General features: G+C 56.6%; 15 protein-coding genes. 3 read left to right on the forward strand and 12 right to left on the reverse strand.

The genetic code is table 11. The features are described 5' to 3' along the window. Positions 1-92: 92 nt before the first annotated feature. Genes KGA98_RS24485 through KGA98_RS24505 form a run of 5 tightly spaced genes read right to left on the reverse strand, consistent with a single transcriptional unit; the run spans position 93 to position 3,674 of the window. Complete coding sequence (locus tag KGA98_RS24485) at positions 93-572, reverse strand: Lrp/AsnC family transcriptional regulator (RefSeq protein WP_007974731.1); 480 nt, start codon at positions 570-572, stop codon at positions 93-95. Positions 573-584: 12 nt separating this feature from the next. Continuing rightward, positions 585-1,346 (reverse strand): ABC transporter ATP-binding protein, encoded by a 762-nt coding sequence (locus KGA98_RS24490; RefSeq protein ID WP_223504181.1) that lies wholly within the window; start codon positions 1,344-1,346, stop codon positions 585-587. 56 nt (positions 1,347-1,402) lie between these two features. Beyond that, a complete protein-coding gene (locus KGA98_RS24495) occupies positions 1,403-2,113 on the reverse strand; it encodes an ABC transporter permease (RefSeq protein ID WP_102700408.1) in 711 nt (236 codons plus the stop codon). Then, a complete protein-coding gene (locus tag KGA98_RS24500; protein WP_263287921.1) occupies positions 2,110-2,877 on the reverse strand; it encodes an ABC transporter permease in 768 nt (255 codons plus the stop codon). The genes KGA98_RS24495 and KGA98_RS24500 overlap by 4 nt, the downstream gene beginning before the upstream one ends. 17 nt (positions 2,878-2,894) lie before the next feature. After that, on the reverse strand, positions 2,895-3,674 hold the full coding sequence (locus KGA98_RS24505; protein WP_090455199.1) for a transporter substrate-binding domain-containing protein: 780 nt from the start codon (positions 3,672-3,674) through the stop codon (positions 2,895-2,897). Between the two features lie 621 nt (positions 3,675-4,295). Between KGA98_RS24505 and KGA98_RS24510 the strand changes: the two genes are divergently transcribed. Then, positions 4,296-5,342: an ornithine cyclodeaminase gene (locus KGA98_RS24510; RefSeq protein WP_223504183.1), complete on the forward strand. Its 1,047-nt coding sequence runs from the start codon at positions 4,296-4,298 to the stop codon at positions 5,340-5,342. 249 nt (positions 5,343-5,591) lie between these two features. Further along, the gene (alr, locus tag KGA98_RS24515) at positions 5,592-6,830 is read left to right on the forward strand and encodes an alanine racemase (RefSeq protein ID WP_223504185.1); all 1,239 of its coding nucleotides are present in this window, start codon (positions 5,592-5,594) and stop codon (positions 6,828-6,830) included. 165 nt (positions 6,831-6,995) lie between these two features. On the opposite strand, the gene KGA98_RS24520 is transcribed toward alr, so the two are convergent. Next, the gene (locus KGA98_RS24520; protein ID WP_154909053.1) at positions 6,996-7,688 is read right to left on the reverse strand and encodes a GntR family transcriptional regulator; all 693 of its coding nucleotides are present in this window, start codon (positions 7,686-7,688) and stop codon (positions 6,996-6,998) included. Positions 7,689-8,013: 325 nt separating this feature from the next. On the opposite strand from KGA98_RS24520, the gene KGA98_RS24525 reads away from it, so the two are divergent. Then, complete coding sequence (locus KGA98_RS24525) at positions 8,014-8,748, forward strand: amino acid ABC transporter ATP-binding protein (protein WP_150813079.1); 735 nt, start codon at positions 8,014-8,016, stop codon at positions 8,746-8,748. A gap of 23 nt (positions 8,749-8,771) precedes the next feature. Here the strand turns inward: KGA98_RS24525 and KGA98_RS24530 are convergent, their stop codons facing one another. From KGA98_RS24530 to KGA98_RS24555, 6 genes are all read right to left on the reverse strand, one after another. Next, positions 8,772-9,884 carry a CapA family protein gene (locus KGA98_RS24530; protein ID WP_223504187.1) on the reverse strand — a complete coding sequence of 371 codons (1,113 nt, stop codon included), beginning with the start codon at positions 9,882-9,884 and terminating at the stop codon, positions 8,772-8,774. 89 nt (positions 9,885-9,973) lie between these two features. Next, a complete protein-coding gene (locus KGA98_RS24535) occupies positions 9,974-10,930 on the reverse strand; it encodes an ornithine cyclodeaminase family protein (protein WP_150813081.1) in 957 nt (318 codons plus the stop codon). Positions 10,931-11,090: 160 nt separating this feature from the next. After that, the gene (locus KGA98_RS24540; protein ID WP_150813082.1) at positions 11,091-11,480 is read right to left on the reverse strand and encodes a RidA family protein; all 390 of its coding nucleotides are present in this window, start codon (positions 11,478-11,480) and stop codon (positions 11,091-11,093) included. Positions 11,481-11,491: 11 nt separating this feature from the next. After that, a complete protein-coding gene (locus KGA98_RS24545; protein WP_159389913.1) occupies positions 11,492-12,583 on the reverse strand; it encodes an amino acid ABC transporter permease in 1,092 nt (363 codons plus the stop codon). Continuing rightward, positions 12,573-13,709 (reverse strand): amino acid ABC transporter permease, encoded by a 1,137-nt coding sequence (locus tag KGA98_RS24550; protein ID WP_223504188.1) that lies wholly within the window; start codon positions 13,707-13,709, stop codon positions 12,573-12,575. The genes KGA98_RS24545 and KGA98_RS24550 overlap by 11 nt, the downstream gene beginning before the upstream one ends. A gap of 62 nt (positions 13,710-13,771) precedes the next feature. Next, positions 13,772-14,794 (reverse strand): amino acid ABC transporter substrate-binding protein, encoded by a 1,023-nt coding sequence (locus KGA98_RS24555; RefSeq protein WP_154909049.1) that lies wholly within the window; start codon positions 14,792-14,794, stop codon positions 13,772-13,774. Between the last annotated feature and the right edge of the window lie 203 nt (positions 14,795-14,997).

A 14,997-nucleotide genomic window follows, 5' to 3' on the forward strand; every position in this document is an offset into this window, starting at 1 on the left:
TCGCGAAGGCGCAGGGTCATCCAACATCAATGTCGACTGACACACCGCCTTCGCGAGCAAGCCCGCTCCCACAGTTTTTATCCGTTTGATGCTTACTCCATCGTGGTCTTGACCATCGCCAGTTCCGGGTGGCTGACCAGCTTGTCGATGTGCAGGTCCGGGTCGTCAAACCAGACTTCGGTCAACACCCGGTAATGTTCCATATCACGGCAGCGCATGCGCAGGCTGTAGTCGAACGCACCGCTGATCAGGCGACATTCCAGCACCTGAGGACAGGCGCGGACCTTGGCCTCGAAGGCCTTTTGCGCCGCGCGTCCGCTCTGGTTCGACAACGCCACCAGCACCAGCAACGACAATCCCGGCGTCAGCTTTTTCTCATCGAGAATCGCACCATAACCGCGAATGACCCCGAGCTGTTCCAGCTTGCGCACCCGTTCCAGACACGGCCTGGGGGTCAGGTGTACGCGCTCGGACAGCTTTTGATAGGTGATGCGCCCTTCGTGGCGCAACACTTCAATGATTGCCTGATCGATACGATCAAGCACGATCGACAGATCGCGGATATCCGCCATGTACGCCTTGCCTCACTTCAAACGACCCGATAGAAATTGCTGCAAACGTTCGCTGGTTGGCCGGTCGAGTATCGTAGCATCACCCTGCTCTTCGACCCGCCCCTGATGCAGGAACAACACCTGGCTGGAGACCTGCCGGGCAAAGCCCATTTCGTGGGTCACCATCAACATGGTCCGGCCCTCTTCGGCCAGTGCCTGAATGACCTTCAGGACTTCACCCACCAGTTCCGGGTCGAGCGCCGAGGTTGGCTCGTCGAACAACAGGATTTCCGGTTCCACCGCCAGGGCACGGGCAATCGCCACCCGCTGTTGCTGCCCGCCGGAAAGAAACGCCGGGTACTGATCGGCCACCCGTTGCGGCAGGCCGACTTTGTCCAGATACGCCCGAGCGCTCTCTTCGGCGGCCTTGCGATTCATGCCCAGGACTCGACACGGCGCCAGCATGATGTTCTCCAGCACGGTCAGGTGGCTCCACAGATTGAAATGCTGGAACACCATCGCCAGTCGCGTGCGCAAACGCTGCAACTGCTTCGGATTGGCAACGCGCATGCCGCCGACGCCCTGGCGGGTGAGGACTCGCTCGCCATCCAGAGCAATGGCGCCTTCGTCCGCCCGCTCCAGAAAGTTGATGCAGCGCAGCATGGTGCTTTTGCCCGAACCGCTGGCGCCGATCATGCTCACCACGTCCCCTGCCCTCGCGTTTAACGAGACGCCCTTGAGTACTTCGTTGTCACCAAAACGTTTATACAGATTTTCAACCGTGAGTTTGTACATGCGAATACTCCTGAAGCGGCACACTTATCGGCGCCGCTCTGGATAAAGAATGGAAGTCAGTGGGCCGGGCCTAGAAAGCTCAGCCAGCGTTTCTCAGCCAGGCGGAACGCACCGACCAGCCCGAACGACAGCACGAGGTACAGCAGGCCGGCGATACCGAATGCCTGAAACGTCATGAAAGTCGCGGCGTTGGCGTCCCGGGCGATTTTCAGGATGTCCGGAATCGTTGCGGTGAACGCCACCGAAGTCGCGTGCAACATCAGGATCACTTCGTTGCTGTAGTACGGCAGCGCGCGGCGCAGCGCCGAAGGCAGGATCAATTGCAGATACAGGCGCCAGCCACTGAGTCCATAGGCATGGGCCGCTTCGATTTCACCGTAGGGAATGCTGCGGATCGCTCCGGCGAAAATTTCCACAGTGTAGGCGCAGGTGTTGAGCGTGAACGCCAGCAAGGTGCAATTCATGGCGTCGCGGAAAAACGCTTCGAGCAATGGCTGCGAACGGACCACCGCAATGCCGTAGATCCCGCTGTAGCAAATCAGCAACTGGATATACAACGGCGTGCCGCGAAAGATGTAGGTAAACAGCTGAACCGGCCAACGCAAGACACCCCAGCGCGAGACGCGCAAGATCGCCAGGGGCAATGACAGGAAAAACCCCATGGCAATACTCGCCACCAGCAGCCACAGGGTCATCGCCAGACCGGTGAGGGTCTCGCCATCGCTGAACAGAAAGGGTTTCCAGTATTCGGCAATCAACTCGATCATCGCGCCATCCCCCGTACACCCTGGTTGTAGCGCCGTTCCAGCACACGCAAAACGTAGTTCGAAGCGCTGGTGATCAGCAAGTAAAGCGCGGCGGCCAGCAGCAGGAAATCAAGCATATTGAACGTACTTTTACCGGCCTCCTGCGCGACTTTGACCAGGTCCGACAAACCGATGATCGATACCAGAGCCGTGGCCTTGAGCAGCACCAGCCAGTTGTTGCCAAGGCTCGGCAATGCAAAACGCATCATTTGCGGGAACACCACGAAACGAAAGCGCTGCCAACGGCTCAGGCCAAAGCACGCCGCGGCTTCCTGTTGACCGCGCGGCACACTCAGAATCGCCCCGCGAAAGGTCTCGGTGAAATACGCCCCGTAGATAAAACCAAGGGTGATGATGCCGGCCACGAATGGGTCGATTTCCATGTAGGGCCAGCCCATGGCCTCGGTCAGGGCGCTGAGCCAGCCTTGCAGGCTGTAGAAAATCAGCAGCATCAACACCAGGTCGGGCACGCCACGGATCAGTGTCGTGTAAAAGGTCGCCGGGAGATTCAACAGTTTCAGCGGCGACAGTTTGGCCGCCGCGCCGAGCAGCCCCAGCGCCATGCTCACCAAAAGTGCGAGCGCCGACAGTTTGAGGGTGACCCAGGTGCCGTGCAGCAACAAAGGGCCATAGCCTTGCAGGGCCGAAAGATCGAGCCCCAGAATATTCAGGAAGGAGTTCACGCCAGTCACCTGTCTTGATGCGCCCCGGTCGCAGCGATACATCGACCGGGGCACGAGGATCAGTTGTTGTAGAGGTCCAGATCACCGAAGTGTTTCTGCTGGATCTGCGCGTAGATGCCCTTGTCGTGCAGGGCCTTGATGGCGGCGTTGAGCATGCCTTTGAGTTCTTCGTTGTCCTTGCGCACACCAATGGCGATTTCCGACGGCACCAACGGGTCGCTGATGCCTTCGCTGTTTTGGAAGTCCGCCCCTTGTGGCGAGGTCAGGAAACTCATCTGCGCTTGCAGCTTGTCCTGGATCGACGCATCGAGACGGCCAAATACCAGGTCGGCATAGACCTGATCCTGATTCTGATAGGCCCGCAGCTTTACCCCGCCTGGCCCCAGTTTCGCCTTGGCGTAGGTTTCCTGAATCGTGCCCTGCATGTAACCGATGGTTTTTCCGCGCAGCGATTCGGCGGTAGGCAGCAGTCCGGAGTCTTTGCGGGTGACGATGGCGGTCGGTCCTGCGTACAGGCGATCGGTAAAGTCGATCTGTTTTTTGCGCGCGTCGGTAACGGTCATCGAAGATTCGATGGCATCGAACTTACCGGCCTTGAGCCCCGGAATCAGCCCGTCGAAATCATTGCTGACCCACACGCAGGTCAGCTTCAGCTCGGCACATATTGCATTGCCCAGGTCCACGCCGAAGCCCTGAACCCCGCCATCGGCCGTGGTGGATTCAAAGGGTGGGTAGCTTGGGTTGACGCCAAATCGCAGCTCCTTCCATTCCTTGGCACTGGCGCCCGTGGTGCAGCAAAGCAACGCGAGTGCCGGCAAAGTCAGCCATTTGATGTTCATTTTCTAGAGTCCCGGATTATTTGGATTTATAGCGATCCGGCGCTTGCGTCGGACCACACTTTTTTGACAGGGGCAGAGAGTCGATGCGGTCTTCACCGCAGCCGTTTTTGTTGTTGTTTTCGACTGGAAGGTGCCAGTCGTCGGAGTTGCACTCCATCTCGGACAGCGATCAACAAGCGCTTGAAATGGACCGTCAGAATGCCAATTGCCGGGAGGGTGCTGGTGTCGTAACCCCACGTTCAAACAGCGTGCCTGTGCTGAACGAAGGGCATTCACAGCCGATTCTGTCGCCCACTGTGTCCCCACATAAAAGGGAGCGGCACAGGACATGTGCTTGTCTTTGAGGCCTTCTTTACCTGCATGACGATGCTTCGTGAAGCACATCGCGCTTGAGCCGTGCGAGCGAGATGCGAGTGGTCACTGTCCCCCGGCCGATTCCGCTGTGCGCTCTGTGTTTTTCGACTTCTCTCGCTGTGTCCAGGGTCAGTATTGGCCGAAATCTTCTCTCCATTGCCTCGACAATAGGTCCGTTGCAAACACATGGACCGCCTCCTGAGTCTCAGCCGCCAAAGCGAAAGGCAGTCCAGACCGGCACACCATAAAAGCCCAAAGGAACCCAATATGACCCGTTACATTGACGTCAATGATCTGAGCCGTCTCGTCCAGGAAAAAGGTTTGCCTCGTTGCCTGATCGAAATGGCCGAGTACATCCGTCAAGACTACGTACGCTGGCCGGATTTCGAAAAATGCGCGCGCCTGGCGAACCACTCCCCCGAGGGCGTCATCGAGCTTATGCCTGTGTCCGATGCCTCGCTCTATGCCTTCAAGTATGTCAACGGGCATCCGAAGAACACGCACAATGGCATGCTGACGGTCATGGCGTTTGGTGCACTGGGAGACGTCGATACCGGCAAGCCTGTCTTGCTGAGTGAAATGACCCTGACTACCGCCATTCGCACCGCCGCCACTTCTGCACTCGCCGCCCGCTACCTCGCCCGACCGGAAAGTCGCCGAATGGCACTCATCGGCAACGGTTCACAGAGCGAATTCCAGGCCCTGGCATTTCATACGCTGCTGGGCATTACTGAAATCAGCCTCTACGACATCGATCCTGCCGCGACGGCGAAGCTGGTAGCCAACCTGCGGGCCTACCCCGCCATACAGGTGACCGTTGCCAAAACCGTCGCGGAAGCCGTACGTGGGGCCGATATCGTGACCACGGTCACGGCCGACAAGGCCTACGCAACGATTTTGACGCCTGAGATGATCGAGCCCGGGATGCACCTCAACGCAGTGGGCGGCGACTGCCCCGGCAAGACCGAACTGCACCGAGACATCGTGGAGCGTGCGCGAGTCATGGTTGAGTACGAACCACAAAGCCGCATTGAAGGCGAAATTCAGCAGATGCCCGCCGACTCACCGGTGATCGAATTCTGGAAAGTCATCAATGGTCAGACCCAAGGTCGCCAGCATGCCGAGGAAGTCACCTTGTTCGACTCGGTCGGCTTCGCCATCGAGGACTACTCCGCCTTGCGCTATGTGCTGGATGTTGCAAGAGCGCTCAACATTGGCAGCGACATCCAGCTGGTGCCGGAGCTGCAGGATCCCAAGAACCTGTTCTCGTTGCTGCAACCTTCAGCAACTGACGATGTAAGGCTTCGGGCTTAACTGCACTCGACACTTCGAAGCGTTTACCTGGCGGCCCCTTCGGCTGCCAGGCGGAACCTTGAACAACCCCTCGGTCGTTTGAGCCATTTTTACAGCGCCATCCGCTGCGCCAGCGGCCTGGATCCACATAAACAAACGACGCCTTTGCATAAAAATTCCATGGCTGCTCGCCCCATGCCTGATGGACCTGGCTGATGCCAAATCCACGCCAGCATGCGGGCTTTCCTCATCCACTATGGAAGACTCGATATGCCACGTTTCATGCTCAGCACGCTGACGCTCGCCCTGGCCTTGACGGCAATGATGCCGGTAGTCAATGCCGCCCCTTTACTCGATCCCACACCTGCACACGCTCGCGTCGACAATCAATCAGGCCAGGCCAATACCTGGCTGGAGATTGATCAGGCTGCCTTCGAAGGAAACATCACCAGGCTTCAGCAACGGCTGGCGGGTAAAAGCCAGATGTGTGCCGTGATGAAAGCCGACGCTTATGGAAATGGCATAGGTTTACTGATCCCTTCCGCCATCCGGATGGGCATCACCTGTATCGGCGTGGCGAGCAATGAGGAGGCGCGTGTTGCACGGGAAAAAGGCTTCAAGGGACGCCTGATGCGTTTGCGCAGCGCTACCGTTGATGAAGTCGAGAATGCACTGCGCTACAACATCGAAGAACTGGTAGGCAATCTGGAGGTTGCACGCCAGCTCAATGCACTGGCCACCCGCAAGGGCGTGAAGCTGCCGGTCCACCTGGCGCTGAATTCGGCGGGCATGAGCCGCAACGGTCTGGAAATGAGCACGGCTGAAGGACAACAACAGGCGGTGGATCTGACCAGGCTGGATCATCTGAATATCGTCGGAATCATGACCCACTTCCCAGTCGAGGAGCGTGAAGATGTGCTGCAGGGCCTGGCGAAATTCAAGGAGCAGTCCGGCTGGTTGATCGAGCACGCCAAACTGGACCGCAGCCGGATCACCCTGCACTGCGCCAATACCTTCACCACCCTTGAGGTGCCGGAAGGTTGGCTGGACATGGTTCGCCCAGGGGCAGCACTTTATGGCTACCCGGTGGGTGGGCATAACGAATTCCAACGGGTGATGCAGTTCAAATCACGGGTCGCGGCGGTCAATGCCTACCCGGCGGGCAGTACGATCAGCTACGACCGCACCTTTACCCTGAGCAAAGACTCGTTGATCGCCAACATCCCGGCCGGCTGCTCCGATGGTTATCGAAGAGCGTTTTCCAACAAGGCTTCAGTTCTGATCCGCGGCCAACGCGCGCCGGTGATCGGCAAGGTCACCATGAACACGCTGATGGTCGACGTCAGTGGTATCAAGGGCGTGCAGGCGGGAGATGAGGTCGTTCTCTACGGCAAGCAAGGTGATGAAGAGATTACCCAGACGGAGCTTGAGACCATCAACGGCGCATTGCTGGCGGACCTGTACACGATCTGGGGCAACTCCAATCCGAAAGTCTTGAAGTCCAAATAAGGGAAGCCTGATACCAGTCACTTAACGAACGCAGGACATCTGTAGGAGCCGAGCTTGCTCGCGATGGACGTTAACGATAACGCGTGTTTTCTGAATACACGCGCCGCCTTGAGTCCATCGCGAGCAAGCTCGGCTCCTACACAGACCTCATCGATACAGTCCCGATCAGTTTTGCTCAAAGTGATCTTTCAGGTACTCAGCCGCCTCATCCGACGCTTGCTTGACATGCTTTGTCATCAACGCAACCGCCGCCTCCACATCTTTAGCCCGATACGCCGCAAGGATCGCGCGGTGCTCGTCCTGGCTATCAATCCCTGCTGAGCGCAGCTGCATGTAGATATGTGTATAACGCTGCGCGACGGTGTGCGCACGGATGATCATGTTTTCCAGGTGCTTCATTCGCGCAGGAGCATATAGCGCCGTATGAAGCGAGAGGTTCCATTGGCTGCTCAAGATCGGATCGTGAACTTTCTCGAACTCATCGATGATGCGTTCGACAGCATCAAGTTGCTCGGGTGTCGAAAGCGGTACCGAATGGCGCACAGCCAGTGGCTCCAGAACCGCCCGCAACTCAAAGCACTCATTCATTTCATGCCGGGAGGGCTGCGTCACCATAAAGCCACGGTTTGGCAGGAATTGGACCAGTCCCTGCCCTTCAAGCTCGCGCAGCGCTTCGCGAACCGGCACCTTGCTAGTGTTGAGTTCGGTAGCGATCAGGTCCTGACGCAGAGGTTCGCTACCGGAGAGCGCGCCGGTGACGATGGCTTCTCTGATAACGGCCGCAACAAATTGCGGTGCGGACACGCGTGCCAGCGGGATCAGTCCTGCAATGTATTTCAGTGGTGATTGGTTAGACATATGACACTAAGTGGCCAGGGGCGATTTAAAGGCGTGTCTGGGTTTGGCAGATACGAGGAACAACTACATCACTGTGGACAACCGTATACGATTATACGAAAACGGACAAGGACGGCATCCTCGGCCTGCCCTCTCGAACTTCAGTCCAATCCCTCGCCCCATCCATCTGAAATACAAGTCTCATTCATCGTTTTGTTGTTGTCGCTGACGGATCTATAATCGTATACTTTCTACAGTAGGACGGAATGAAAACACCCTGGTTTGCCGTTTGCGATCAGGTCCTCGTCCCTCTTGCGCCATCTGCAACCACATCAGGACAACCACCGTGATCAACATAAAAAATGTTTCCAAGTGGTACGGTAACTTTCAGGTACTGAGCGACTGCTCTACCGCAATAAAAAAGAGCGAAGTCGTCGTAGTGTGCGGCCCTTCCGGCTCTGGCAAATCAACGCTGATCAAAACGGTCAATGCGCTGGAGCCCTTCCAGAAAGGCGAAATTGTCGTCGACGGTATCAGCCTCTCGGACCCGAAAACCAACCTGCCCAAGCTACGCAGCCGGGTCGGCATGGTGTTTCAACACTTCGAGTTGTTTCCGCACCTGTCCGTGACGCAAAACCTGACGCTCGCCCAGATGAAGGTGCTGGGCCGTGGCCAGGACGAGGCGCTCAAACGTGGACTGAAAATGCTCGATCGTGTTGGCCTGAGCGCCCACAAGGACAAGTTCCCAGGGCAGCTCTCAGGTGGTCAGCAGCAGCGTGTGGCAATTGCTCGTGCATTATCCATGGACCCGATCGTCATGCTGTTTGACGAACCTACCTCCGCCCTGGACCCGGAAATGGTCGGAGAGGTTCTAGACGTCATGATCAAGCTCGCAAACGAGGGCATGACCATGATGTGCGTCACCCACGAAATGGGCTTTGCCAGGAAAGTCAGTGATCGTGTGATTTTCATGGACGCGGGAAAAATCATTGAAGACTGTAAAAAAGAAGAGTTCTTCGGCTCTCCCGAAGCACGCTCCCCTCGTGCCAAGGACTTCCTGTCAAAGATCCTGCAACATTGATCACGCGGAGTCGCCAAGGGGACTCACCAACGCAACTCAAAGGCATTTTTCGCGCCCGGCTGGATGCTGCTGCCCAAGCGTGCGCACTCGCGAGAAAGGGTGTCGTGCAGCCATTGACGGTCATCCCCTTCGGCGCGACAGATGCGAAAGCGACGCAGGCGGGTGGGTACCAAGTCCAGCGACTGCAGGTGCCCGCCCGGGTCCAGCGAGGCAAAGTATAGAAACCCCAGGTCGCCGCGAAAGGCTGTGTAGCCCTCGATGCCTTCGTAATCGTTCAGAAGATCACCGCAGCCATAGAGAATCAGGCGTTCGCGGTAGACCTCGATGCCTTTGACGTGGTGCGAGGAATGCCCGTGCACCACGTCAACTCCGGCCTCGTCGATCAAGGCATGGGCGAACCAGCGCTGCTCGCGCGGGATATCGAACCCCCAGTTGTCGCCCCAGTGAATGGAGGCGACCACCAGATCCCGCGGTTTTTTGCCCTCGAGAATCCGTTTGGCCACAGGGCGCAGGCTTTGCATCGACAGATCCTCCAGCCGCGCGACGCCCGCGCCCCTATCCGTGGCGGTCCAGTCCGACGCAATGCCGCTGTCGGGTGTGCCGAGGCCAAACACCAGCAGGCGCCGTCCGCCAGGCTGCAGCAACACGGCGGGCGCTTCGGCAGATTGCCGGTTGTGCCCGGCGCCGGCGCTGCACATACCATTGCTCGCCAGGGTATCCAGCGTGTCGGCCAGGCCGGTTGCCCCCCAGTCCAGCACATGGTTGTTGGCCAGCACGCAGCAGTCGATGCCGGCTGCGCCGATGGCCGGGAAGTTCTCCGGGCTCATGCGGTAGTTGATGCCTTTTGGCTCCGGTCGTCCGCGGCGAGATACCGCAGTTTCCAGATTGATGATGCATGCGTGTGGCTGGCGAAGTTCGAACTCATCCAGCGCAGCGCCCCAGACATAGGTGAAATCGACTGGGCGAGGAATCGGGCCATTGACTCGTTCTGCCAGCCGGACGTAGTCGCCGGCATTCTTGACGTAAGCTTCGTAAAGCCGCGGATCGCCAGGATGCGGCAGTACTGCATCGATGCCGCGGGCAGTCATGACGTCGCCGCAGAGAAACAGCTTAAGCGTATCGGTAACAGCTGCCATGGCACCCTCCCGAATATAAGCCGGGGGATGTTTCCATCCCCCGGCTTATTATTACGCTGAAATAGGCAGAACGACTTCTGAACCTCTACTCAGTTGTTCTTCATATGCAACTGATAAAGCTCATTGGCAATGGCGATATCCTCCAGCCCCAGCCCGATTGAGCGGAAGAAGGTATGGCGCTCGGGATCGGGAAGTCGGGCGGCTCCCGTCATCAGCTCGGGCAAATCTCCGCAAATACTCTCGGGTAACCAGCCATGCTGGTCTTTTGCCAAGCGCATTTCCCCTGCGCTGTCGGGCGTTGTAGCCCGGTAATCGCAATAGACGCTCATGTTCAGCAAGGACTCTGGCGGTACTTCATGTGCCAAGGGTGCATTGGTACAAATGGAAGTGATCAGCGCCGGTTTTTTCAGCGTGACAGGGTCAAGCACCGTTCGACCGGCCGAGGTGCACAGCATGATGACATCCGCATCTTCGACCGCACTGGCCAGTTCGGTATGAATGCTCACGCGGGGATCTATGTCCCGGAGCGCCTGCTGTTCGGACGCTGGCAGAGCGTCAATATTAGGTGCATACAACCTGATATCCCCCCATTCGCGCAGTGCCAGGACATGCCGGGCATGAGCCTGGCCCAGCCGCCCTACTCCCACTACCGCCAGCTTGCTGACATGCGCGGGCGCGAGCAAATCGACGGCGAGTGCGGTGGTTCCCGCCGTTCGCTCAACCGTCAGTTGTCCCGAATCACAGAGCAAACGGGGTTGACCGTCATCCATCGACATCATCAACGTCCAGGCCGTCACCAGAGCCCCTTCCGGAAGCGGGATATAGGGCGAGAGCTTTGCACCAAAGACCCGCTCCTCGGCAAGCGTTCCGAGGTAGCTGATAAAGTTGCCCTGCCCATTGGGAAACGGATTGCGCAGTTGTGGCGGTTGCACAGCCTTTTCCTGTCCCAACGCCAGGAACATACGACGCAATGCGGACAGCACATCAATCTGATCGATCAGTTTGGCCACTTGAACTGAATCAAGTACGGCAATGTCATTTTTCATCGAATTCATTCCTTCATCGAGCATCTGACAGAAAACCTAAAACGTCGAAACCACTCGGTTCGAGTTCATGGGAAAGAATATTCAAACAACTAGTTGAATAGCTTGAAGCTACCAAGAGAACTGATACTTCTTACTCAATACAACCCTACACATCGGTTTTCTAAAGATGGGCAACCACATCGATTTCAATATCAAACGGAAACGGCCAAGGCTTGACTGCAACGAATGAGCGGACGGGTGGATTCTCAGGGAAATACTTGCGATACACTGTGTTTACCTCATCCATCATCGATGGATCCGTCACGAAGATCGTGGTTTTCACGACGTTATCGAGGCACGATCCTGCCGATTCAAGAACAACTTTCATCACCTGCAATACAGCATGCGTCTGTTCAATAATAGTGCCTCGAACTATATTCCCGGTCAGTGGATCGAGCGGCGGCAGGCCACAGGTATAGAGCATCGAACCCGAACGAATCAGCAAAGAAGTCGGTGTATTCAAACGTCTGAGCGCGTCAGATAAAAACGGTACTTCTATTATTTCTTTCATGGAGGCATCCATTATTGATACAGGCGGGCCCTACGTTCACGCTCAATCGACGCAACGTAGTGTTGGATATACATGCAGATAACGAAGTAGATGACGCCGACAAACAGATAGAGCTCTTTGTAGAACCCTTGCCAGTTTTCGTCATAAAGGCTTGATCTTGCCGATCCAAGCAAATCGAAAAGTCCGATGATCATCAACAGCGAACTGTTCTTGACGAACGCGATGGCGATGTTGGCAATCGGTTGCAGCGAATGGGCGATGACTTGCGGCAAGATGACGTAGGCATGACTGCCCCAATAACCGAACCCCAGGCTTGCCGACGCTTGGCGCTGACCGACTGAAAGTGCTTGCAGGGCACCGCGCAAGGCTTCGGAAAAGTAAGCGGCGGTAAACAACGAGAGACCGATACCTGCCCGAAAAAGCTTGTCGAAAATAAGCTCGTCCGGAAGTATCAACGGAATGATCGCAAAGGTCATGAAGACAATAGTGATCGCCGGAACACTGCGAATGAGATCCACATAAAGCCGGCACGGAACAGAGACAAGCGGCATCTGCGACCGACACCCCAACGCCAGCAGCACACCCAGAGGGAACGCACACACGAGGCCGGCAATGCTGATCAGCAGGGTGATCGGCAGTCCACCCCAACGCGCACGATCCACTGACTCAAGACCGAACAGTCCGCCACTCATCAATAGATAACCAATCAACGCGGCCAGTACCCACAACACAATGGCCACTGTGTGATGGCGGACTCGAATCAAACACCAGAGCGCAACGGCCGCGATCAATGCAACGAAAGTGATCGGACGCCAAAGCGATTCCGGAGGATAGGCCCCGAACAGGATGAGATTGAGCTTGGTGCCGATGAACGCCCAGCAAGCGCCTCCGTTCTGGTGGCATTGCGCGGCATCGCCGCTAAAGGTTGCATCAAGCAACAGCCATTTGAAGATATCTGGGCCAACCAAAACGACGCCCCAGAGAAAAAGCGCGCCGAGCACAATCCGGCTTGGCATACCCGAGCCCAGGCCTTTCAGACGCTGGATCAGCGTCAAGGGTGCGACAATCGACACTTGGGCACCATTATTCAGATCACCAGACATAATGTTTCTCCCAAAGACCGATTACCCGCGTCGTAATAATGTTTACCGTGACGTAAACCAGCATGAAAATGCTGATCAATTCGATGGCCTGCCCCGTTTGATTCATGGCGGTATTTCCCGCCGAGACCAGTTCCGGGTATCCCACGGCAACACCGAGCGAACTGTTTTTCATCAAGTTCAGGAGTTCACTGACCACCGCCGGCATCGCGATCCGGAAGGCTTGTGGCATCACGATGTAACGCAGCACGCCAAAGTGCGTCAGGCCCAGCGCATAACCTGCGGCAATCTGTCCCTGGGCAATGGACTGCACGGCCCCACGGATCGCTTCGGCTATATAAGTGCCCGTGTACACAGAGAGCCCGATGAACATACTCATGAACTCGGGTGAAAAGTGCCCGCCGCCGCCGATTGAAAACTTGCTCGCTGTGGGCCATTCAAATGTCATTTGCCCGGACCACAGGGCATAGGCCGTGGACACAACAGCAACCAGGCTCAGGAGTATCAGCAACGCTCCCGGGTTTTTCAGTGTGCTGCCACCGGTGCGCACGCTTCTGAGGACAAACGCCACGACGGTGCAAAAGATCGCGACGATTGCTGTCAATGCGAAGGGGGACGGCCACGGGAAATTGATCCCGCGATTACTGATGAACACACCCGGTACCGGCTCCAGAGCCTCCCGGACGACTGGTAGACCGTAAGTAAAAACAGCGAACCAGAAGAACAACTGCAGCAGTAGCGGTGTATTGCGGATCGTCGAGACATACACTTTGGCAATTCGTCTGGCCAGGCCGAATTTAGATAACTGAGCCAGCGCCGCCAATACCCCGAGCAGCACGGAGAACACGATGGCGCAAAACGCCACTTTCAACGTGTTTGAAAACCCCGCTAGCAAGGCGTACGCATATGACTTGTCACCGCTGAAAGCAATCATGCTTTCGCTGAGGTCGAAGCCGGCGCGAGTCCACAGAAAGCCGAACCCGGTATTGATCCCTTTCTGTGTAAGGCGCTCGTTAATCAAGTGCCCGAAATACCAAACCGCAATCACGACAGCCGTGAGTACTACAAGCTGGACCAACACCGTGACTGCCCGGTGTTGGTGTTTAACTGCGCCATCTCTTGCCGACATGACCTTCACCTCTCGTTTCTGATTCGCCATCTACGCGGCGTTTGAGCCATTCACATCGCGGATCAGAAAAGCGGGGCGTACAGCAGGCCACCGTCCGACCACAGGGCATTCTGGCCACGCTTCATCTGCAAGGGAGTATTGGCACCCACGTTGCGCTCGAAGATTTCTTTGTAGTTGCCTACCGCGGAGATGACATTGATCACCCAGTCATCCTTGAGACCCAGCCCTGCCCCAACGCCAGGTGTTACACCCAGAAGACGCCGGACGTCTTCGTTGTTACTGGTGAGCATTTGTTTAACGTTTTCTTTGGTGATACCGAGTTCTTCTGCAGTAAAGGTTGCGAAGACGGTCCACTTGACGATGTCTGCAAAGTGCTTGTCATCGCCCCGCACAACTGGACCCATTGGCGACTTCGAGATCACATCCGGAAGGATGGCGTAGTTTTCAGGGTTGCCTGAGTTGAGCCGGATAACCGCCAACTGCGACACATCGCTGGTGATTACATCGCAGCGGCTTGCGAAAAAGGCCGAGAAGAATTCAGTCCCGCTTTCGATCACCACAGGTTTGAATGTGATCTTCAACTTGTCGAAGAAATTGCGAACCACATACTCGCTGGTGGTGCCCTGCTGAATGCAGACCGTAGCGCCATCGAGTTCTGCCGCCTTGGTGACGCCCAGTTTCTTGTTGATCAGAAAGCCTTGGCCGTCGAAGAAGTCCACCACCGGAAATTGCAGCCCCATCGTGGTATCGCGCGTCAGGGTCCAGGTGCTGTTCCGAGAGAGGACATCCACTTCGCCATTCTGCAGCGCCGTGAAACGTGCCTGATCGGACAGCGGGACAAACTTGACTTTCGGCTTCTCGAAAATCGCCGCCGCAAAGGCTTTGCAGAAATCCGCATCAAACCCCTGCCAATCACCTGCACTGTTGGGCGCACCAAAGCCGACCAGGCCCGGGTGCACACCACAGACAAGCACTCCACGCTCTCGAATTTTCGACAAGGTATCGGCCTGTACCGGTGCAGAAATTGCCAATGAAAGCCCCAGGGCTGCTGCGGTAGATGCGAAAAGAACTCTTAGACGTGTCATCAGATTCTCCACTCGGTAGAAAGTATACGATTTCAAGCTATATGACTTTGCGAGCGGCTGTCAAGCCACAAGAATGGTCGCATTGGCAATTTGTTTTGAGTTTAGATCGGGTGCGCTGCGAGGTGGCTGATCACCGGCGTGTGTCGCAATGGCTCAAGCAGCCCATCGGGATTGCGCAGACCCAAATCACGGATGATGCCCAT

The sequence above is a fragment of the Pseudomonas sp. BF-R-24 genome (assembly GCF_019947335.1).
Lineage (GTDB): Bacteria > Pseudomonadota > Gammaproteobacteria > Pseudomonadales > Pseudomonadaceae > Aquipseudomonas > Aquipseudomonas jessenii.